Raw genomic sequence first — 21,317 nt, forward strand, 5'->3', positions numbered from 1 at the left:
AGGAAAAAATGTGTAATTAACTTTTAAATATGTTGTAATATGTTTGTAACAATTATTATATATAATATACTTAAAGTTAGATTCTCCATAAAGGAGGGATAGTAATGCTAAAAAAATTCATGGTGTGTCTTTCTGTACTTTTTCTTTTAATAAGTCTAAGTGCTATCGCTCACGCAAACCCAGAAAACAAAATCGTAGAAGAACCTCAAACTTTTTTCAGACTTAATAATCTTACAAGAAATCTAACAACAAATGATCCTAATTTGTTTGTTTCTTTTAATGCTTCTGAAAAATCAACTGTAACTATTTCAGTTTTTCATAATACAAGTTTAGCAAATGATGAAGAAAAATTTGTATTGGTTGATGAACCTGTTATGGTAGAAGTAGGGACTATACAAAGAGGGTTCACTGAGTTGGTATTAAGAAAGGGAACTAATAAGATTGAGTTTAAGGTTGATTTTGAAAAGGGTGAAGAACTTATTGTAAACCGGGTTGTAGTAGTAAGAGACATTGAAGAAGTAAAAAAGCAACTTACTGATAGCGTTGTTAATCCTAGGGATGCAATTAAAAACATTTTTATCGCTACAGGCACTAACTCTAAGCCATAATACCTCGGAGTGATAGAAAATGAAAAGAGAAAAAGTAAAAACTATCATATTAGTAGTTTTGGTGACAATGTGCATTTTTCTGACACAGAAGATTTGGTTTATTTCTCCATTCACTATGCTACAATCCGAGGCGTCTAACCTAGGAGTAAATCAAGAACAAGTATTAGAAATTAGGAATGATGTTTTAAGGCCAATAAAATTTAATATTAACTTAGGCGGATATCATGTAAACCCAGGTTATACAGATGATATTTGGCATTTAAGTAAGGATTTTTTAGAGTCATACTTTTTAGGAGAACCTGAAGTTCTACCTACTACCATTGATAAGTATAATGAATTAAAAAATCTTAAAAGTATAGAGATTCATTTTGGCAAAAACATCCCTTCTGTACTTATTTCTTCAGTTTTTGGGTCTATAGACAATAGGATTGTTAGGAATGTAAAAGAAATAGAACAAATTTTAATACCTGCTACAGCTAATGGCGATATATACATATTAAATGGCACTAGTGTCTTTAAAGCTAGTCATAATAATTATAATAGCAGAACATTGAACCAATTATTTCAATATATTGAAGGACGGAGTTATAATAGATTCTATCCGTTATTTTTAGATATTGGAAACCCTGTATTGATGCCATTGAGCTTTAGTAATTCATTACCCAAAATGTATGTGGATAGTGAAATCAACATAGCTGACGATAGTATAGTAGTTGAACATGCGAAGACTTTTTTTGATAGAAACTTTGATTTTATTAAGACAATTAAGGAAACCAGTGGTTCAACAGTATTTATTTATGGTTATGGTGAAAAGAGCGTTAGAATAAATAACAGAGGAAGAATTGAGTACTCCGAAGATGTAGGAACCCCATCGAGTACAAATGTTATTAACGCATTAGATTCAGCTATTAACTTTGTATTAAATCACGGTACTTTTCCAGAGGATACATATCTAAAAGAAATTCGTCCAATTGAAAAAAACAGAGGCTATTATTTTGGTTTCTCATACAAAGTAAATGATAGACCTATTCATTTTGTAGATAGCAACTCAACTAATACTATTGAAGTTGAGGTTTATGGGGATAAAATAAAAAACTATAAGTCTTTTATAAGAAATCCAGTAGATTTACCAAACGTAGAAGTAACAAATCAGATGATGTTGCCTCATAAAATAATAGATGACAATTATGACAGGTTAAAAGAAGATTATTTAAATTCATTTACTAATCAGGATGTAGCTATTGATGAAATGATTTTGAATGAAATAATGAGTGTAGAACTTGTATATCTAGATACTTTAGATCAGGTAACAAATCAACTTATTATACCATGCTGGAGGGTTATAGTTAAAGATTCTGTATATTACTTTGATGCATATGATGGGATTCTTCGATATAAAACAGTTGCAAATTAATATGGTGGTGATAGGGTGGATTGGTCAAAAGCAAAGAATATTTTAATAATTGCCTTTATCATTACTAATCTGTTTCTGTTGTTTAATATAGAAAAGGATATAATGCGTCAAGAGAATTTTTTTACTATTACAAATAAATATGTAGAGGAAGTAAAGGCACATTTAAACGAAAATGGAATTAAGGTTAATACAGAAATACCACTAGAAACACAATCGTTGCCAGTTCTATTTGTAAAGTACAATACTTTTAATATCGAAGAAATAGGACCCAAGCTTTTAGGAGAATATACTGAAATTGATAATAATACATATGCATCAGAGTCTGGAATTGTAAATATTGTAGGCGGTAAAAAGATAACATACAAAAGAACTGAAAAATGTGAACCCATTTACTCTTTAGATGAAAACAAAGCAAAAACTATTAGTGAAGACTTCCTGTTGGAGCATAATCTTAATTTTAGTCAATTACATTTAAGTCAAATATATTTTGGTAAAGTTGTTGAATTTGGTGATAATCCCGTATATATTTTAGTTTATGAACAGCTATATAATAATCATTTTTTAGGTGAAAGCTATATTAATGTTTATGTGAACAAACATGGTATAATAGGATTTGAGGCAATGTTACTTGAGTATGACAAAACTTATCCTCAAAAAAGAAAGATAATACCAGCTACAGAAGCATTACTGAGAAAAATAAACGATATGGTGAATGATAATCCATATGATGATATTATAGTAAATAACATTGAGTTAGGTTACTATTTTGATCCAGAAAGTGTAAATGTAGCAGACTGGAGAGATATTGAATCAGGCACTGCTTTTCCAACATGGCGCATTACATTAAATAATGGAAAAACTTACTATGTAGAAGGCTATAAAAATTAAATCTTATGAAATTGCTGAAATGAGTGGATTACCGAATTGTGTAGTTCACTCATTTTTTTTAAGTTTTTAGCTATTTCGTTGTTTGCCACTTATCAAATTAAAATTAAAATGATATAATTAAAAAAAAATAACAATAATATTTAGTAACTATAAAATAGGATTCGTGTGTGTTACTATCTCTAAAATAAATGGTAGAAATATAGAACTTAAAGGGTGGTGAGTATCAGCAAAAGCTGATAAATAAATGGAAAAACTAATAATAAAGGGTGGACAAAAGTTAAAGGGTATAGTTGATATTAGCGGGTTTAAAAACGCTGCAGTTGCTCTGATTCCTGCAACTGTTTTAGCAGGAGAAACCTGCATTTTGGAGAATCTTCCAGATATAAGTGATGTAAAGTATTTAGCGGAGATGTTAAAAAGTCTAGGGGCTAAAGTAAATAAAATAGATGCTCATACATTAGAGATTAATACTACGAATATGAAAGAGTGTTATGCAGACTATGAAATGGCTAGACATCTTAGGGCATCATATTACTTTTTAGGGGCGGCTTTAGGCCGGTTTAAGAAAGCCCAGGTTTCATACCCTGGTGGTTGTTGTATTGGTAATAGACCTATAGATCAGCATATAAAAGGTTTTGAGGCTATGGGTGCAACTATTACAGTTGAGCACGGGATGATATCTGTTGAGGCAGATAAACTAGTGGGCGCTGAAATTTACATGGACGTTGTAAGTGTTGGGGCAACAATCAATATAATGCTGGCGGCGACAATGGCGGAGGGACAGACTGTTATTGAAAATGCAGCTAAGGAACCACACATAGTTGATGTGGCTAACTTTTTAAATTGTATGGGAGCGGATATAAGAGGGGCTGGAACAGACGTAATTAAAATCCGTGGAGTTAACAAGTTAAAGGGGTGTAGGCATTCTGTTATACCAGACCAGATAGAAGCAGGAACTTATATGATCGCAGCAGCAGCAACTAAGGGCGATGTAGTAATAAATAATGTCATACCAAAACACTTAGAAGCCATTACAGCAAAGCTAAGGGAAATGAATGTTGAAATTATAGAAAATGATGATAGTATAAGAGTTATAGGGACTAAACCATTAAAAAACATAAATGTTAAAACTTTAGTATACCCCGGGTTTCCAACAGATTTACAGCAACCGATGAGTAGTCTGCTATCAGTTGCAAAAGGCACTGGTATAATTACTGAAACGATTTTTGAAGGAAGATTTAAGCACGTTGATGAGCTAAAAAGAATGGGTGCAAATATTAAGGTTGAAGGAAGAGTTGCAGTAATTCAAGGTGTTAAAAAGTTAATGGGAGCATCTGTTGCGGCCACAGATTTAAGAGCAGGTGCAGCCCTTATAATAGCCGCTTTAATAGCGGAGGGAGAAACTGAAATAGAAAATATACACTATGTAGATAGGGGCTACGAGGGTATTATCGATAAATTGACAACTTTAGGGGCTGTAGCAAGGAGAGTAAAGTAACCAATGGATATATATTTTTGTAGTTTAGCTAGTGGTAGCAAAGGAAATTGCCATTATATATCTGATGGCGAGAGCTTTTTGCTTGTTGATGCTGGATTAAATGGTAAAAAAGTAGACAATAAGCTTTGTGAACTAGGGGTAGATCCTAGAAAGCTGTCAGGAATTATAATTAGTCATGAGCACAGAGATCATGTAAGTGGCGCAGGTGTTCTGTCTAGAAAATATGATATTCCTATATATGCAAATAGGGGTACATGGGAAGGCATGATGCCTATAATTTCAAAAGTAGATAAAAATAATATAAAAATTTTTAAAACGGATAGAACTTTCAAAATAGGGAATTTTATTATTCATCCCTATAGTATCTCTCATGATGCAAATGACCCTGTAGGATTTTCTATCGAAAACCAAGGGGTAAAAATTAGTATTACTACTGACTTAGGTTGTATAAATCAGGTAATACTAGAAAAAGTAAAGGGGTCTAATTTAGTAGTTTTGGAATCTAATCATGATGTGGACATGTTAAAAGTTGGGAAATATCCATACTTTTTAAAAAGAAGAATACTCTCAGACGAAGGACATCTCTCTAATGAAGCTGCTGGAGATGCAATACTTCAACTAATTAAACAGAATGTTAATTCTTTTTTGCTTGCTCATTTAAGTAAGGAGAATAATTTTCCAGAGCTGGCTTTACAAACTGTGAGGAATATAATGGAGGAGAATGATATTAGAGTAGGTAAGGATGTATTTATAGATATAATAGATGGAGAGAAAGGGAGCACACTATATACATTTGCGACTGGGTTATAGTTCTTATTAACTCGGAGGTGATAGTATGGAAAATAATTTTAATAGCCATGAACATAATGTTAGTAATAATAGTGAGGAAAATTCTTATTATGTAAGTAATAGGTATTATCATGGTCAAAAGAAGGAATCAAAAATTAAAATCATTACTATAGCTTTAGTTAGCGCTTTAGTAGGAAGCTTACTTTCCCTATCAACAGTATACTTTTTTCTACCAGAAATTCTTCAACAAAGAGGAGTGTTTTCTGGAAGCAATTTACAATCAATAGTTATAGAACCCCGTCATGATGTAACTATTTATACAGCTGTTGCACAAAAGGCTATGCCATCAGTTGTTGGTATAACAACAATAACTACTCAGACTGATAGGTTCTTTGGTACTAGACGTACTCCTTCTTTAGGGACAGGAGTTATAGTGGATGAACGTGGATATATTTTAACTAACTCTCATGTTGTTGGAGATGGGAATGCAGATGAGGTCTCAGTTCTTTTCTATGATGGGAGTAGACATAATGCAGAGGTTCTTTGGTTTGATAAGACATTAGATTTAGCAGTTATAAAAGTTGATGGATCTGGTTTTATATCTGCAGAGCTTGGAGATAGCGATGGCTTGGAAGTTGGCGAAATAGCTATTGCAATTGGAAATCCACTAGGGCTTAATTTTGAAAGAACATTAACCCAGGGAGTTATAAGTGGTTTAAATAGAAGTATTGCTACTCAGACACACACTATAGACAATTTGATTCAAACAGATGCTTCGATTAATCCAGGGAATAGCGGAGGTCCATTGCTTAATCATAAGGGACAAGTGATTGGAATAAACACTGCCAAAATTGGTGGGGGTGAAGGTTTGGGATTCGCTATACCTATAAACACTGCAAAACCAATTGTAGATCAATTTATTGAAAAAGGTGAATTCACAAGAGTATATCTTGGTATTCGCGGAGTAAATGTTAGTGAATTTGAAGCAATGACAGGTTCTAAGCTTCAAGCAGAAACTGGTATATATATATTTGAAATAATGGAAAATTCAATAGCTGAGAAACATGATCTTAGAGCTGGAGATGTTATTGTTGGGATTAATAGTAATAAAACTAATACAATGGGTGATTTGATTAGAGAGCTATATAAATATCGTCCTGGTGATGAAATCAAAGTTAATGTATTGAGGAATGGAAGAAGTGAAACTATTACTGTTAAATTTAACTAATATAGCATCCCAAACAGTCTGTTTGGGATGTTTCATGTGAAATACTATCGGAGTATGTATTATTAAGTTTTTTAATGCCGTGGGTATATTTTATAAAATCACATGCAAAACTACTAATAAATATTGGTTTTAGGAAAGAAGAGTGAGTATATGTACGTTACATGCAATAAGCATTTAGAGGAAGGCATAGAAGACTTTGTTGAAGTGTATGAACAACCACCAGATCTTTACGAATTAGAGAAAGTAAAGTTTACTGAATGGGTTGCTCCTAAAACCTGTGATTATTGCGACCGGGTACCCAAATATTTAGTAGTGTAGAGCTGAGATTATCTCAGCTTTTTTAAATTAATCGAAAGAAGGGATTATATTTGAATATAACAATTATTACTGTAGGTAAAATAAAGGAAAAGCATATTAAATTAGGTATAGATGAATATACAAAAAGGTTATCAAGATATTGTAAAATAAATCTTATAGAGGTAAGTGATGAAAAAGCACCAGAGAATTTAAGTGCCAATGAGATGGTTTTAATAAAAAATAAAGAGGGAGAAAGTATACAAAAACATATAAAAGACGGAATGTACGTAGTTGCATTAGCTATACAAGGAAAAATGCTTTCCTCGGAGGGATTAGCAATTAAAATTCAAGACTTAGGGTTAACTGGAAATAGTCATATTGCCTTTGTAATAGGTGGTTCATTAGGACTGTCAGACGATATATTAAATAAGGCTGATTTTAAGCTATCCTTTTCGCCCATGACCTTCCCACATCAGCTAATGAAACTTATTTTATTAGAGCAAATATACAGAGGGTTTAGGATAATAAAAGGTGAACCGTATCATAAGTAGGGACATACAGAATATTGTTCTTGTAATCGCTTCGTCGTAGCCATATATCAGATTATACTGACTACGAAAAGGAGGTATAAGATAATGTATATAGTGACCCTAGGTACTCTGCCACCCTTACAATACCCCATCATAGAGGACGCTTGGGAAAGCTATTACCTAGACGGTAGGCGAGGCTGTACTTGTTTATGTTCACGGGGGTGTCGCTGTAAGTCCTATGACCGTTTTGTGCGACAACTTAATACATTTGGCATAGTAAAGCTTCATGCAGCCACAGTAACATATCAATCAGATACACAGCAGAACAGCTGTAACCCTTGATTTAACTAGGTTGCAGCTGTTTGTATTTTAAGTTTTTATTGGTCGACTGCATATCCATCTAACCTCAACACAGCCTTAACCCCGTCATTATCGTAGCTATCAAGCCACAGCTCCAAGTTACTTACGGTTAATTTAGTAGCAAATTCGAGTTCAGCATTATCAAGAGGTATAAAATCTTCTGAGTGGCTTAATCCTGTGCACTTTGGACCAATTCTATGGTCAATAATTGGGCTGTATTCATAGGCCACCCAATCAGGCGGTAAATCCATAAATAGATTATCATAGAGGCAACCCAGTTCTATCTGGATTTGAACACCTGAGTTTATAGGTTGCAAGAACAAAAAATCAGCTAAACACCTTAAAAATACTAGGTCATAGCTGATTTGTTTTTATTTTTTTATGTTGTGAACTATTTCTTTCCTATAAGAACGAATTTGCTCGATTCTTATATTTCTGTAATTTAGAGAAACACCAAATAATTTTTCGATATCTCTATAAATTTCATCTTGTTTATTAAGTGAGTAGATTCCATTGGTAATAAATCTACACGTCGCATTTCTAAGAGACTCTTGTATTCGTTTAATAGAGTATTTGTTTTTGAGTTTATTCTCTAAAATTCTCGAAATTAATAATGCTACGAAACAAATAAGAAAATGTCCTTCTATTCTATCCTCTCTTCGAACATAGACAGGACGACCTTCTAAATCTGACTTTAAAACTTTAAAAGATTCTTCTATCTTCCAAAGACCTCTATACCTTTCAATTATTTCTTCATCAGGCATTTCAAGCTCACTGGTAACAAGAGCATAATACCCATCTAAGGCCACATCTCTTTCGTACTTAGACTTCAAACTCTAAGAGCGTTTTTTTATCTTCCACTTCACCTGTAAAAGTATCTATCTCTATTTCTTTTAAATACTTTTTTACACCATAACGATTAGAAGCTTTATATTTCGAAGGATTTTCAAGATACTCTTGAATTTTTTCTTCTAATTTTTTCTTTTGTGTTTTTCTCTAGCATCATAATCGCGGCCCAGAAAGATACAACTTTTTCTTTGAGTGTAATTTCCTCACCATTTTCGTTATTAGTTTTTCTTTCCCTGAAGAAAGATTTAATCTTAAAAGTTTTAGTAGAGTTATAAACGTAGCCTTCATCTTTAAGAATTTCTTTTATAAATGTCTTAGAGCAAGACCTCTTACCTTTTGTGAAACTATGTAACCATCATTGTTTTCTACAAGAAAAGCTAGGTTTTTACCACTATTTAGAGCTTTGTCTCTTTGTTAGAATTACTCTCTCAAGAGCATATCTATTTTTCATATTCTTTAAGGCAGGAATAAGCATTGTACTATCATGGGTATTACCAGAAAAAAGATCATACCCAACAGGTAGGCCTGCTCTATCAATTGCTAGACTCATTTGTACGATTGGCGTTGTTCTTTTTTGTTTAGAGATACCAACTTTTTAAGATTATTTTCTAAGTCTGATTCAAAGTAATAGTTAGTTACATCAAAGAAAACAAGTGAAGTATCTCTACCGTGGATCTGTGAAACTTGTTCATGAAGATGTTGTTGTAGGTCTTCTTTAATATCCTTCATTAGAGAGAGAGACTCGTAAATAGAATTTATAGTTACTTTAAAAGATTCGAAATACTCATCTTTATTTTCAAATGTTGATTTTTTACTAGCAGGTTTCAGAATTCTTCCATATAGAAGCAATTGAAAAACTTCATTCAAGTCAAAAACATGCTTTCTTTTACGCATTTGTGATTTAAAAACTGAGGTAAACTAAGCTCATTATAGAGTCTTTCAAGAAAAAAGTAGCCATAGTTCTTATCAATTTCCATATCATCGTTACTATCACTAAGGTTCAATGTTAGATTTACTTGGTTTTTAGTTATCAATTTAGCAGAATCTTTTAGCTTTTGTAGAATATCCGGATCATTAGCCTCTAATTCTTCAAGATTGCCATAGCATTTAATAATTCTTTGTTTAGATTTACCATTTTCGTCACGGTAGCCTTCAACAAGATATACTTTTTTATACTTAGCTGTAGGACTCTTAGTCACTCTAATAAACATAAAATCACCCTCTTTTATTATATCACAGTACATCGAAGTACACAACGATTATTTCCAAAATTTCCAATAAAAAAACACCTGAAATTCAAGTGTTTTATTATCTTTTTAGTTTTTGAACCTATAAACTCAGGGTATAAAATCTTCTGAGTGGCTTAATCCTGTGCACTTTGGACCAATTCTATGGTCAATAATTGGGCTGTATTCATAGGCCACCCAATCAGGCGGTAAATCCATAAATAGATTATCATAGAGGCAACCCAGTTCTATCTGGATTTGAACATTCTTACCAGTACACACCTTTCCGTCAATATAATCTATTAAATCGTGTAGGTCACAGGCAGCACTGACCACCTTGATGCCCTTATCGAGCAGACTATTGACAATTTCAACCAAATTCTCGCTGCATGGTATGGTAAGGCGTGTGCTGTTGCAGGAAAGGCAGGGTATGCGACTGGTACTATGGTATACATACCTACAATCACGGCATAACTGCATCTTTATTCTCCTCCTTTGACTTGTAAATGCTAATATATTTATATATGGTTTGACGACTCACATCACACAGACGAGCCAGTTCTGTAACATTAATCTCTTTATTTGTATACTTAGGATAATGCCTTAGAAAGCTGTTAGGAAGGTTCTCAATAGTAGTTGTGGGGCGGCCTACAACAATTCCTTTACTTGCGGCATTTGCCATTCCACTCCGAACTCTTTGACTAATGATGGACTTTTCCATTTCTGAAAATACCCCCCACATAAGCAGCATCCCCTGTGTCATAGGGTCTAGTTCAGAAGTACAGTCTACTACAAAAGTTCCTATAATGAGCTTTATCTGCTTAGCTCTCGCAGTTTCTATGATTTCACACAGCTGTTTAGTCGACCTAGTTAGCCTGCTGACCTCTGTGCAAGCTATGGTACTTCCGCACTCTACCACGCTTAGTAGCCTATTCCATTCGACTTTATGGTCTTTACTCCCTGACACATATTCCCAATAAATATTCTCGTTTTTGATGCCTAGCTTCCTTAGCTCTCTCCTTTGTCTGTCGATGTCTTGCTTAGTTTCATTTGTACTACATCTACAATAGCCAAAATCCATACCTATCATCCTCTCATGTTTATAGTCTTATGAACCGATTTGTCAACAAAACGGTGTAAATAATATCCTTGACACAATTGAGCTGTTTTTACTGCGTTTACGGGTTGTTTTAGTTCTGCGTTAAGTGTAAACGAAAAGAACTCTTTTCTTTGACACTACTATTAACTCTAAAGTAAACGGCCACGGATACTTTAGTCAAGCCTCTTTTCAAAGTTTTATTCGACGGTGGCGTGCTTCGTGGCTCATTAAAGATACTAGATAGATAGCTTGATATGGTATAGTAAATATCACGATATAGGTATATAATCTTGATGTTTGGTGTGTATTATGGTATTGTAGTTATGCTATAATGATGACGGAGGTTAGAAAAATGGAAGTAAGTTACAATAAGCTATGGAAGTTGTTAATTGATAAGAATTTAAAGCGCACTGACTTACGCAAGATAGCTGGAGTTAGCACAAATGTAATCGCTAAGTTAGGACGGAATGACTCTGTTTCAATGGAAACTCTGACAAAAATCTGTACGGCTCTACATTGTGACATCTCAGATATTGTTGGATTGGTTAATGATAAAGAAACGGAGGACAAGGTTGAATATGAGCAGAACAATTAAGTTTATAGATTTATTTGCTGGTATAGGTGGGATTCGTAAAGGCCTTGAACTGGCTTGTGCTGACTTAGGTATATCAGCTGAATGTGTTTTTACCTCTGAAATAAAACCATACGCTGTTGAGGTGCTGAAGCAGAACCACCCAGATGAAGTAATGCACGGTGATATTACACAAGTGCCTGCTAATGAAATTCCTGATTTTGATTTTTTATGTGCGGGATTTCCGTGTCAAGCGTTCTCAGCTGCTGGTAAACGCTTAGGATTTGAGGATACAAGGGGTACCCTATTCTTTGATGTAGCTCGTATTATCAAAGAGAAGAAACCTTTTGGTTTCATATTAGAAAATGTCGAAGGGTTAGTTAATCACGATAGAGAGAACCCAAAAGATAAGGTAGGCCGAACCTTAACGATTATTTTGGAACAGTTAGAAGATTTAGGATATATGGTAGCATGGAATGTTCTAAATGCTAAGCAGTTCGGTGTACCACAGGAGAGGAAGCGTATTTATATAGTAGGTACAAAGAAAGAAAAGCCTGACATAATGACATTTCCTCATAAAAAGAGTCATCTGAGAGATATATTAGAAACGGGATTACCCACCTCTAATAGTGAATTTGTTCAGCTTGTTTTGCGTCACTATCCTATAGAAGAACTCTATGGAAAGTCAATAAAAGATAAGCGTGGCGGTGAAAACAATATACATAGTTGGGATATTGAGTATAAAGGGCCTATTAGCCCAGCTCAGCGAGAATTGATGAATAAGATATTAACTGAACGCCGTAAAAAGAAATGGGCCGAGGAATATGGTATAGACTGGATGGACGGTATGCCACTGACCCTAGACCATATACGCACATTTTATAATGATGAAAATTTAGAAGATATGCTTACAGACCTTGTTGAGAAGGGTTATTTGAAGCTTGAACACCCTAAGAAGAAGGTTGGAAATATAAGAGTACAAGATACTACATTACCTAAGGGGTATAATATAGTCGCTGGTAAAATGTCTTATGAGATTAGTAAGATACTTGACCCTGATGGCATAGCACCAACACTTGTTGCAATGGATGTTCAGCATTTATTTGTACCTGATGGTAACGGCTTAAGAACTTTATCATTGCGTGAAGGATTACGACTTTTTGGCTATCCTGATGACTTTAAATTTGATACTACTATTGAGGACGGGTTTGACCTATTAGGAAATACAGTTGTCGTGCCCGTTATTAAGGAAGTTGCTTTGAGGGTATTAAAAATATATTGTGGGGGTAATAATTAATGAGGTGTACAGCACAAGAGATTTATAACAAACTGCTTAACGATGATAAAATATTGGATTTGAAAGGTCAGATTAAGTTCTACTTAGGTGATGTAGATATTATCGTGAGGCAGAAGGATGTTGTTGGGAACATTATACAAGAATGGTTACAAGGTTGGCTTGATAAACGAGGAATTGAATATGTTTTATCGGAAAATACACAAATGCCACCTGATTTTTACCTTAACCCTGACAATATGACAACAGGACTTTTAGAGGGCAAGGCCTTTAATCGTTCTGCAAGTCCGGGGTTTGACATTGCCGACTTTAGGATGTACGAGGAGGAAATTATAGACAAGCCTTATATGCTTGATGTTGACTATCTTATCTTTGGTTATGATATGAGCGATGAGGGTATAGTTACTATTAAAGACTTGTGGATTAAGAAGGTTTGGGAGATAACCAGATGTATGCAAAATTGGGCTCTAAATTTACAGGTTAAACAAGGCGTTGTACATAAGATACGCCCCGGTGTCTGGTATAGCACACAGCGTGTCTCATTCCCAATGTTCACTTGTTTGGAGGATTTTATTTCTGCAGTTGAAGAAACCGTATACCAGAACCCTAAAACTCATAACGAGGCCGCAAGCTGGAAGAACAGTTTTTTAGCAAGCTATAAAAGACATTATGGGATACAGCTAGTTATTCCACGCTGGAGTGATATTGTTGGAAAATATAGAAGTTAGGGCAACAGGCTAGTCACAAAAAATATTATAGAGCATCTCGAAATTATTCGGGGTGCTCTTTTTATGCTTTCAGCTGGTTCTATTCGTGGCAGTCGGCTTTCTTCTATTAATTATAAAAAATTATAGCTAAGTTCTATTCGCATAAGGTCTTAGGCCTGTCTGTGTATAGTAATAAATTACTAAACGAGGAGGTGCATCAAATGGAAACTTCTGAAAAGTGTCCAATGTGTGGCAAAGCTTATCATTCACCGGGTGGGCGTTCTTTAGGCATCACGGATGAACAGATAGTAGGTATACTTATCCATAGTAGAGCAGAGCAACCCAAACATACGATTAAGCACTACTGTGAGCTTGCAGATATTAGCCCTTATACATACCGTCTGGTGGCACGAATGACACTAAAGCAACTCAAAGACATCGAGCGTGTGCTTAGAATTAGTGAAGCATTAAACAATGAAAGGAGACAAGAAAATGAATAAATATGATGGAAACAACAGCAATAAAGTCAACAACCATAGAGATTTTAAGACAAGTAATAACGCTACTACTACTCAAGAGACGGCACAGCCAAGGAGTTTTCTAGCTGACCTATTCAAAGAACCTGAGGATAGTGACCCTATTGAGGCACAAGCAGCCAGAGATAGGCGCTTCGGGCGGACACCTTGTAATAACAACAACTCAGGCAGTTTCACAAAGTAGGTTTTGGTGGATAGATTAACCTCTAAAAACACTCACAACAATCGTTGTGGATGTTCTTATTTTTATAAGGATTATAGAAGCCCGTAGAGCCACCTGAACCCCTAGACATACAAATACACTTAACATTAATCACAAGCACATTGTAGGCGATTAGGGAGAGTTTAATAGCAAGAATACATTATATACTCTTGCTATTTTTATTTGCGAAAAAGTTGTTAAACCCGCATTGCACCTGATTTAGGGGCTTTATCCGACAGCACAATCGTTCTAGCTCCAAACTACAACAGCATAAGAATATTTTTTAGAATAAATGCTATGTTTTTGGGAAGAACTTCCCGTAATGACGGGTAGAGTGTACAAATATGTACTAAAGTGTACACCTATTGACACCCATAATACCTAGAGTTAGAATTAGTATAACAAATTAGAGCGGAGGTAAACCATTATGGATATACTATCTAGTAATGCAATGGTTAAAACAGCCACAGGTGAAGTTGTGGAGTGTAAAGTAATCTTAGCCCATGTAGCTGGAGGCCGACAGATACAGTACATTGGTACTGATGGAAAGGTAATCCGTACTGAAAAATTGAGTAGGTCACCCTATAAACATCAGGTAGACCCAGAGAAGTACAAAAAATAATCTAAAAGCACTATATAAAAAGGATGTGATTTAATGGCAACAGCATATGCACTTTACGACCTTTGTGGTAGGTCACTATCACAATCCGCAATCAATACCGTAATGAAAGCTCGTGCAGAAGGTAAAATTACCTTAGTATCGGTGGCAGAGCAAGACCCAAATAGGGAGCAGTACATATGCACCGAGAACGGGTTGTTATTTGAGGCGGTTACTGCTCCGAGGTATTTAGTGAATCTACTACTAGACCATAAAAAGGAGGTATAAAGGTTATGAGTAAAATACAAACAGGTGCTTGGCGTACAAGTGCTGGAGAGTACAAAGTCTTTATCCGAGGATGTGCACAACTGGAAGGTACAGCAGTAGAGGTGATTTCTCGTGCAGGTGACAGCTCGTACGCCGTTATTACAGGTACACACCGTAAAATTAGCGGAGGTTACTTATATAACTTCTATCGCACAGGTAAACCAGAGACGACACCATCAACTACCACTACTACTATCACTGTGGATACACCACAGACGAGAATTATATGCGCAGAGGTTAGCATTAACGAGCTTGATGCGGCCCTAGGACTTGACTAAACAGGATGCTCGGCGTTGCTGGGCATCCTGTTTTAACATCTAGAGGAATGGAGGTATCACAATGAAAACCAATTTCAGCTACTTTGAACCAGAGGAAGATGATGTTGAAGTAGTAGAAGTAGAAGAAGGTCAGTCTTTATCGGCGACAGATGCTTATATTGACTTTCTATTTCCAAAACTTCTGGTCGGGGAGAATATTGCCCTGTTCCGCAAGAGGAATAATAATAATTTTTACACCGAATTTTTTGAAAACAAAGAACACTTAAAACTTGTGCTGAATAACGGCTTAAAAGATTGTGATACCTACATATCTTTGTCAACCTGTGTAGCTGTTAATGGCAAGCTGACCAAATCAGCTGAAAATATGCACCGTAGGAGCTGCCTTGGTTTCGACTTTGATAAAAAGGACTTTAAAGGTCGGTTCAACACTATACAAGAATTTGTGAAACACTTCAAGGATACAACTGGCGGCCTGTATATACATTATGCTATAGATAGTGGTCACGGCTACCATATTTACATCGGTGTTGAGGAAACCACTGCTATAGCTCGAGTAACCTCAATAACCCGTAGGTATGCCGCCCTATGTGGTGCTGATAGAGTTAATATCAGTCAAGCTCAGTCGCTCCGTTTGCCCGGTACACTCAACCATAAAGATAGAGAGTTTCCTTTAGCCGTGAACATTGTGTTTCGTTACAAGGAAGAGGGCTTCCGCCGTTATACGCTGGATTATCTTGAGAGCCGACTCAAAAAGTTAGAGAAAGCTGCTGGTATAGGTAGGTCAGTAACTCGAAAGAAATCCATAACACGTAAGTTTAAAGGTATGTATCCTTGTGTAGCTACTATGCTAAATAATGGCGTACCCAAAGGTGAGAGAAACAAATGTTTAGCTCGCATAGTGAGCTATTTCCGTGATTGTGCTAAAGAAAACTATGATTCCGCATTAGAAGTAGTTCTACAATGGAACGGTAAATGTAATGAATTATGCGAAGAACACGAGCAGAAGTTAGAAGATGAGGTTACAAAAGATTTCAAAAGGCTATGGTATCCAAAAGAACCATATAACTTTTTAGGCTGTATATCCGATAATAACACCTTTTCTCCGATACTTGCAAAGTATTGTGATGAGGCCCAATGTTCAAAACACAGACGAGGTCCAACAAAGGACAGCAACCAGTTCTTTACTTTGGATAGCCGATATGTAACCGACAAATGCTTATGTAATCTTAAGGGTTACGCTTATGTAATTATAAAAGTTCTATTGGATAACAAAAATGCTTATAAGGTGAGCGAACTCGTAGAATTGACAGGCTACTCAGAGCAGACAGTAACACGCACGCTGAATTCGCTCTTAGAGCTGCAGTTAATTAATAAATCTACTGAGGGAGTAGTCAATACTTATAAAGCTAAGAACTATGCACCACCAAAGGAAAAAGAGTACATTACTTTACCTGTTAAACTATTTGATATGCTTGTAAACAAAGAAATCAGTGAGCAAGAGCTATTATTATACATAGCCATTAGGCGTAATGCGTATGCCTCAAAGAAATGTACTCAGGATGTACTTGGCAAGTTACTCGACCTTACTGAGAGGAGTATATCCAGAACAGCGAAGCAGATGGTGAGTCTTGGACTACTAGAAATTGAACCTAGAAAAACAGGTAATATCATTAAAAAAGGCGGTAAAACTATTGAGAAATCATTCAATTTTTATCGTTTTCCACTCGAGGAACAGAGCGACGAAGATGCGGATATTTAAGGGGTTTAAAAGCATACTCCTCCTAAAATGTCTGGTTATGAATTGGAATGATGTAAAGTGGTCAGATAGTGAAAATGGAAGACAGGCGGTCATGGTTGCGTTTCAGCCATTCAGGTTGAAGGTGTAAAGATTTTATGAGATATAGTTAAAATAGTTCTATTTCCTGTCATGTGTTGTATAAGCTTGTAGAATACTACAAGCCCGTGGGGAGGTTCTATGCTTCCCTCAAGACTGCGGGGCCTTTGATACTTGGATATACACAGCGAACCTTACAGCTATGTGGGGTAGCAGATACATAAGGGCTTTATCTGCTACGGAGTATAACACCTGTCATTACTATCTTGTACTGCATTGCTTTGTATGCTAATCTTAGATTATTTTACAGAGAGGTGAGGTATACATATGGATAAACAGGAGTTTTGGGATATAGTAGCAGAGATTAGCCGCAGGTACTATACATCTGGCGGTAGTTATGATTATCATGTCAATAAGTATTTTGGTGACAGGCTAGATGACAAGGCTATTTATTATAGCAATAATGCGGCCATTGTAATGTCCTACAAAGAGGCGTTAATCCAGTATGTGATGGTTAAGCAATCAATCAGCCATAATGCTGCTCTGACACACCTACTAAGTAGCGATACTTATAGGTGCTTAATACCGAGTTGTGTGCTTGACTGGCACAATATAGACGCTGTAATCGCAGATTATGACAATGACCAATGTAAGACAATATAGGGCTTTTAACCTCACCATATTTAAAACCTCATATAAAGCTCGCAGAGAGGTTTTATATGGCTTATAGCACCTTTCCCTAAAACCAATTCCAAAGACCCTTACAAACTTTAATAGGGCGAATTAATCATATTAAAAAGACAGGTACACCAGAGTATCTGTCTTTTTACTTTTCCACTTGTTCTCTTTTTGTCCAAAACTCCTTGACCCTAGCTTTAGCAGTAGCGACATATTGAGGATTAGCGTCTGAGCCATAGACCTTACGCCTCCCAGCTAACAGCGTTGCTATGATGTATGAAGCACTTCCCATACAGACATCCATGACCGTGTCACCCTCATTGCTAAACGCCTTTACAAGTTCAACATCTACACTTTGTTGATAAGGGTGTAGGCCGGTATCTTCTGCGACACGAGGAGGAGGTATGTGTAGGTCAGGAATATACGCAAGGTTTTTATCTGGTTCACCTTTAGTGTAGTGTAGGATGGCTTTCCATTTTGGGATTACCCTCCGACTATGTACTAATTGAGTGCCGTTGGGGGTCATATAAGCATGTGTCCAATTATATGTCAGATATTCCCCGAGAGCTTGCATAGCCTGAGGCAAGAGCAGTTGACCACATACCACAACCAAAGACCCCGTTGGTTTTAAGAGTTTAGCACTTATACGCCCAAGGTGTGGATACAGGTCAGCATACTCTGCCTTGTACATAAAATCGACTAAGATTAAATCTATGGATTCGGGTTTTATCTGGTCGTAGTCACTCTCATTGCGTAAATCAGCCACGAACAACTTCACAGCGTCCTCAGTTACCGTTATGCTTGGGTTCTTATTCAATTCCCGTTGTTCTTTCCTTAGAATTGTCAGAGCAAGCCGTGGGCTTTTCGTGACACCCTCTAGCTCTACCAACTTGTCTAGTACGCCCGGAGTTCTGAGGCATTTAAGGGTTCTATCAGATAACTTCTTCTTTTCTAAAATATCTTTGTGCCTTTGAACCCAAGGGTGCTGCGTCCAATCCTCAGTATTCACGGGCATAGAGTCCAACTTGGACTCTCCAAACAGTTCTAATCTATACTTAGCTATGCTTGTAGGACTACACCCTAAAAGCGTAGCTATCTTTTTATTTGAAAGACCTTGATTTCTTCTTAAAGTGCTTTTAATCAGCTCTTGTCTGTCTTTGCGGGATATTTGCTTTATCTGCTTAGCCATTACAGGTCACCTCCATTAACTATGCCTATGATATTTTACCATAGGCCGATGAAAATTTCTTCATATTTAAGTGCCTACGAGTCAAGCCCTTCATAAATCGACTATAAATACACGATTTATAGGGGGTTTATGATTATGACAAACAGCACTGATAGGAAAGCAAGGGAAGCAAAGAGGGATGAATTTATAAATATTATGATAGAACTGATAGAAAAGTATGGTGAAGAGGTTATTGCTAAGATAGAAAATGAGAATAAGGATACTGCAAAGACTGCGTAAGTAGTCTTTTTTTATGTTCAAATTCGGTTTGTCCTATTATTAAGCACGGTTTAATGATAGAATTGGTTATGAGGTGAAGATATGGAAGACAAACTGATAAAAAATGTTGTTATATATACAAGGGTATCGACAGAGGAACAAACTGAGGGGTTTTCTCTTCAAAACCAGCTTGATAGTCTTTTGACATACTGCAAGGCATTTGATTATAAAGTGGTTGGCACATACACCGATGCTGGTATTTCAGGCAAGAGTACCGAAAACAGGGCTCAATATCAAGATATGTTGTCATACATTGACTCTAATCCAACTGCTGTAGATGCTATACTTATCTGGAAACTCTCACGAATAAGTAGAAAACTCAATGATTTGACTCATTTAATGACATATCTTGAAAAGAAGGACATTGTTCTGATTAGTAAAGAAGACGGTATAAATACAGGTACAGCAACTGGGCGATTTATGGCTCAGATTGTAGGCGCAGTAAGTGAGATGGAACGTGATAACATTGTTTCAAATGCTCGTGCTGGAATGCTCAAAAGAGCTGAATTAGGACATTGGGGTGGCGGTATCATACTCGGGTATGATAATATTGACAAAAAACTTGTAAAGAATGATGATGAGGCTGAAATAGTTAAGACCATATTTGACCTATATGTAAATAAAGACTATGGCTATAGCCTTATTTGCAAGCATTTGAACACACGTAATATGAAAACTAAAAAGGGAAACACTTGGGCTGTTGCCACGGTTAGAACAGTTTTAGATAACCCTACATATGCTGGATATATCAAATGGGGTTTGCGTGAAAATTGGAGTAACAAAAGAAGAAAAGGGATTACTGATAAATTTACAATGGTGAAATCTGATATTCATGAACCTATCATATCAGAGGAGCTTTGGCAACAAACAAGAGCGAAGAGAGAAAAAGTAGGCAAAGCAAATCCGAAGGTTTGGAAAGGCGATTGGCTTTTATCTGGGCTACCAAAATGTCCTGCTTGTGGTGCAAGTATGGTTGCTCATAGGACAAAGAGAAAGAGCAAAAAGCATCCAGAAGGGATTATGTATAGGTACTACATTTGCTCACAATATAGTAACAAAGATACGAGTGTATGTCTTCCGAATTTGGTAGAGGCCGAAACCATTGAAAAATATACTGTTGATAAGCTTTTAGAGTTTGTTTCAAACCCAGACTTAATTAAAGCTATAGCAGAACAAGCCGAAAAGCGTCAAAGGCCTGATAATTCGGCTCTTCTAAAGGATATGGAGAGACTCCAAAAGTCACTTAAAGAACTTAAACATAAAGAAAGTTTATATTATTCCTATTTAGGTGACCTCAACAAACTCGAGGTCCTCAAAGAAGATAAGATTATAGCAATGATTGGTGACTTGAACACTAAAATGGCTGATATAGAAGCTGAAATTGATGATGTAAATTACCAACTCAAAGCGGTTGAAAGAGAAACTCAAACCTTTGAGCAGATAGCTCTAGCACTTAAACACTTTAAGGTTTTATTTGAACTGGCAACATATGAAGAAAGGAAACGACTGATTCATTCAGTCATCAAAGAGATAAGAATAAAGAAGTCGGATAACTTCAAAGAGCGAGTGGTCGATAAAATCATTTTGGCATTTAGTGAAGCGGATGTTTTGGAATACCTAGATACTTCCGCTAAAAAAGAGAACTTAAAACCGTATGTCCCTAACTATGATACGGTGAACCGTACCATAAGTAACGGCGGTTTTATTGAATATTAGGAATTGCAATAGACGAGGCATATTTGCAGGTATAAACACAATGCAAAGGATTGATTTGATGTTTATATATGTGTTCCATTATCTAAGGGTCTAGATTATGTAGTGGTAGGTACTCATAATGGAGAAAAAGAATTATTTGATAAAATGTTGGAAGAAATAAGAACAAGTATAAGAGATAGCCATATTAATATATTATATCGACCAAAAACTTAATTATAAAAACATATAGTGCATTGGAATAAGAAGATAAAAGCTCTTAACCAATGCATTTATTGTTAAAACG

Annotated in this window: 28 protein-coding genes; 20 read left to right on the plus strand and 8 right to left on the minus strand. The window is 35.9% G+C overall.

Going from position 1 to position 21,317, the window contains the following annotated elements; all coding sequences use genetic code 11:
• The first annotated feature begins 104 nt into the window (after window positions 1–104).
• From HZR23_RS05015 to rlmH, 8 genes are all read left to right on the plus strand, one after another.
• Entirely contained in the window at window positions 105–608 is a 504-nt protein-coding gene (locus tag HZR23_RS05015; RefSeq protein ID WP_132848514.1) for a hypothetical protein, read from the plus strand.
• Window positions 609–627: 19 nt separating this feature from the next.
• The gene (yycH, locus tag HZR23_RS05020; protein WP_132848515.1) at window positions 628–2,022 is read left to right on the plus strand and encodes a two-component system activity regulator YycH; all 1,395 of its coding nucleotides are present in this window, start codon (window positions 628–630) and stop codon (window positions 2,020–2,022) included.
• A 15-nt stretch (window positions 2,023–2,037) separates the two neighbouring features.
• Window positions 2,038–2,910 carry a two-component system regulatory protein YycI gene (yycI, locus tag HZR23_RS05025; protein ID WP_132848516.1) on the plus strand — a complete coding sequence of 291 codons (873 nt, stop codon included), beginning with the start codon at window positions 2,038–2,040 and terminating at the stop codon, window positions 2,908–2,910.
• 244 nt (window positions 2,911–3,154) lie between these two features.
• Window positions 3,155–4,408 carry a UDP-N-acetylglucosamine 1-carboxyvinyltransferase gene (locus HZR23_RS05030; protein ID WP_132848517.1) on the plus strand — a complete coding sequence of 418 codons (1,254 nt, stop codon included), beginning with the start codon at window positions 3,155–3,157 and terminating at the stop codon, window positions 4,406–4,408.
• A gap of 3 nt (window positions 4,409–4,411) precedes the next feature.
• Window positions 4,412–5,218: an MBL fold metallo-hydrolase gene (locus HZR23_RS05035; RefSeq protein WP_132848518.1), complete on the plus strand. Its 807-nt coding sequence runs from the start codon at window positions 4,412–4,414 to the stop codon at window positions 5,216–5,218.
• A gap of 25 nt (window positions 5,219–5,243) precedes the next feature.
• Entirely contained in the window at window positions 5,244–6,425 is a 1,182-nt protein-coding gene (gene htrA, locus HZR23_RS05040) for a serine protease HtrA (protein ID WP_132848519.1), read from the plus strand.
• 150 nt (window positions 6,426–6,575) lie between these two features.
• Window positions 6,576–6,743, plus strand: a complete 168-nt coding sequence (locus HZR23_RS05045) for a CxxH/CxxC protein (protein WP_132848520.1) — start codon at window positions 6,576–6,578, stop codon at window positions 6,741–6,743.
• A gap of 50 nt (window positions 6,744–6,793) precedes the next feature.
• On the plus strand, window positions 6,794–7,273 hold the full coding sequence (gene rlmH / locus HZR23_RS05050; RefSeq protein WP_132848521.1) for a 23S rRNA (pseudouridine(1915)-N(3))-methyltransferase RlmH: 480 nt from the start codon (window positions 6,794–6,796) through the stop codon (window positions 7,271–7,273).
• Window positions 7,274–7,629: 356 nt separating this feature from the next.
• Here the strand turns inward: rlmH and HZR23_RS05055 are convergent, their stop codons facing one another.
• The 7 genes from HZR23_RS05055 to HZR23_RS05085 form a co-directional block, all read right to left on the minus strand.
• Window positions 7,630–7,929, minus strand: coding sequence for a hypothetical protein (locus HZR23_RS05055; protein ID WP_213050329.1), 300 nt, complete (start codon window positions 7,927–7,929; stop codon window positions 7,630–7,632).
• Between the two features lie 54 nt (window positions 7,930–7,983).
• A complete protein-coding gene (locus tag HZR23_RS05060; RefSeq protein ID WP_213050197.1) occupies window positions 7,984–8,445 on the minus strand; it encodes an IS1634 family transposase in 462 nt (153 codons plus the stop codon).
• Window positions 8,446–8,852: 407 nt separating this feature from the next.
• On the minus strand, window positions 8,853–9,011 hold the full coding sequence (locus HZR23_RS05065) for a hypothetical protein (RefSeq protein ID WP_213050330.1): 159 nt from the start codon (window positions 9,009–9,011) through the stop codon (window positions 8,853–8,855).
• Window positions 9,008–9,328 carry a hypothetical protein gene (locus tag HZR23_RS05070; protein WP_213050331.1) on the minus strand — a complete coding sequence of 107 codons (321 nt, stop codon included), beginning with the start codon at window positions 9,326–9,328 and terminating at the stop codon, window positions 9,008–9,010. The genes HZR23_RS05065 and HZR23_RS05070 overlap by 4 nt, the downstream gene beginning before the upstream one ends.
• Window positions 9,325–9,705 carry a hypothetical protein gene (locus tag HZR23_RS05075; protein ID WP_213050323.1) on the minus strand — a complete coding sequence of 127 codons (381 nt, stop codon included), beginning with the start codon at window positions 9,703–9,705 and terminating at the stop codon, window positions 9,325–9,327. Before HZR23_RS05075 ends, HZR23_RS05070 begins: the two co-directional genes overlap by 4 nt.
• A gap of 93 nt (window positions 9,706–9,798) precedes the next feature.
• Window positions 9,799–10,065: a hypothetical protein gene (locus HZR23_RS05080; protein WP_213050332.1), complete on the minus strand. Its 267-nt coding sequence runs from the start codon at window positions 10,063–10,065 to the stop codon at window positions 9,799–9,801.
• Window positions 10,066–10,150: 85 nt separating this feature from the next.
• A complete protein-coding gene (locus HZR23_RS05085) occupies window positions 10,151–10,768 on the minus strand; it encodes a recombinase family protein (protein WP_207667828.1) in 618 nt (205 codons plus the stop codon).
• Window positions 10,769–11,138: 370 nt separating this feature from the next.
• Here HZR23_RS05085 and HZR23_RS05090 point away from each other — a divergent pair, with 370 nt between their 5' ends.
• The 10 genes from HZR23_RS05090 (at window position 11,139) to HZR23_RS05135 (ending at window position 17,796) form a co-directional block, all read left to right on the plus strand.
• Window positions 11,139–11,381 (plus strand): helix-turn-helix domain-containing protein, encoded by a 243-nt coding sequence (locus HZR23_RS05090; protein WP_132847358.1) that lies wholly within the window; start codon window positions 11,139–11,141, stop codon window positions 11,379–11,381.
• Window positions 11,365–12,654: a DNA (cytosine-5-)-methyltransferase gene (gene dcm, locus HZR23_RS05095; RefSeq protein ID WP_132847359.1), complete on the plus strand. Its 1,290-nt coding sequence runs from the start codon at window positions 11,365–11,367 to the stop codon at window positions 12,652–12,654. Before HZR23_RS05090 ends, dcm begins: the two co-directional genes overlap by 17 nt.
• The gene (locus HZR23_RS05100; protein ID WP_132847360.1) at window positions 12,654–13,379 is read left to right on the plus strand and encodes an NgoBV family restriction endonuclease; all 726 of its coding nucleotides are present in this window, start codon (window positions 12,654–12,656) and stop codon (window positions 13,377–13,379) included. Before dcm ends, HZR23_RS05100 begins: the two co-directional genes overlap by 1 nt.
• A gap of 200 nt (window positions 13,380–13,579) precedes the next feature.
• Window positions 13,580–13,858, plus strand: coding sequence for a hypothetical protein (locus tag HZR23_RS05105; protein WP_213050333.1), 279 nt, complete (start codon window positions 13,580–13,582; stop codon window positions 13,856–13,858).
• Window positions 13,851–14,078, plus strand: a complete 228-nt coding sequence (locus HZR23_RS05110) for a hypothetical protein (protein ID WP_132847362.1) — start codon at window positions 13,851–13,853, stop codon at window positions 14,076–14,078. Before HZR23_RS05105 ends, HZR23_RS05110 begins: the two co-directional genes overlap by 8 nt.
• 445 nt (window positions 14,079–14,523) lie before the next feature.
• Complete coding sequence (locus tag HZR23_RS05115) at window positions 14,524–14,718, plus strand: DarP family protein (RefSeq protein WP_132847363.1); 195 nt, start codon at window positions 14,524–14,526, stop codon at window positions 14,716–14,718.
• 33 nt (window positions 14,719–14,751) lie between these two features.
• Window positions 14,752–14,982, plus strand: a complete 231-nt coding sequence (locus tag HZR23_RS05120; protein WP_132847364.1) for a hypothetical protein — start codon at window positions 14,752–14,754, stop codon at window positions 14,980–14,982.
• A gap of 5 nt (window positions 14,983–14,987) precedes the next feature.
• Window positions 14,988–15,299, plus strand: a complete 312-nt coding sequence (locus HZR23_RS05125; protein ID WP_213050334.1) for a hypothetical protein — start codon at window positions 14,988–14,990, stop codon at window positions 15,297–15,299.
• A gap of 61 nt (window positions 15,300–15,360) precedes the next feature.
• Window positions 15,361–17,058: a hypothetical protein gene (locus HZR23_RS05130; RefSeq protein WP_132847366.1), complete on the plus strand. Its 1,698-nt coding sequence runs from the start codon at window positions 15,361–15,363 to the stop codon at window positions 17,056–17,058.
• Between the two features lie 402 nt (window positions 17,059–17,460).
• Window positions 17,461–17,796 carry a hypothetical protein gene (locus HZR23_RS05135; protein ID WP_132847367.1) on the plus strand — a complete coding sequence of 112 codons (336 nt, stop codon included), beginning with the start codon at window positions 17,461–17,463 and terminating at the stop codon, window positions 17,794–17,796.
• 163 nt (window positions 17,797–17,959) lie between these two features.
• On the opposite strand, the gene HZR23_RS05140 is transcribed toward HZR23_RS05135, so the two are convergent.
• Window positions 17,960–19,000 carry a hypothetical protein gene (locus HZR23_RS05140; RefSeq protein WP_132847368.1) on the minus strand — a complete coding sequence of 347 codons (1,041 nt, stop codon included), beginning with the start codon at window positions 18,998–19,000 and terminating at the stop codon, window positions 17,960–17,962.
• 135 nt (window positions 19,001–19,135) lie between these two features.
• On the opposite strand from HZR23_RS05140, the gene HZR23_RS05145 reads away from it, so the two are divergent.
• On the plus strand, window positions 19,136–19,279 hold the full coding sequence (locus HZR23_RS05145) for a hypothetical protein (RefSeq protein WP_165913593.1): 144 nt from the start codon (window positions 19,136–19,138) through the stop codon (window positions 19,277–19,279).
• 81 nt (window positions 19,280–19,360) lie between these two features.
• Window positions 19,361–21,034 carry a recombinase family protein gene (locus HZR23_RS05150; protein WP_132847369.1) on the plus strand — a complete coding sequence of 558 codons (1,674 nt, stop codon included), beginning with the start codon at window positions 19,361–19,363 and terminating at the stop codon, window positions 21,032–21,034.
• Window positions 21,035–21,317: the final 283 nt, after the last annotated feature.

The organism is Serpentinicella alkaliphila (genome assembly GCF_018141405.1).
GTDB classification, from domain to species: Bacteria; Bacillota; Clostridia; order Peptostreptococcales; family Natronincolaceae; genus Serpentinicella; species Serpentinicella alkaliphila.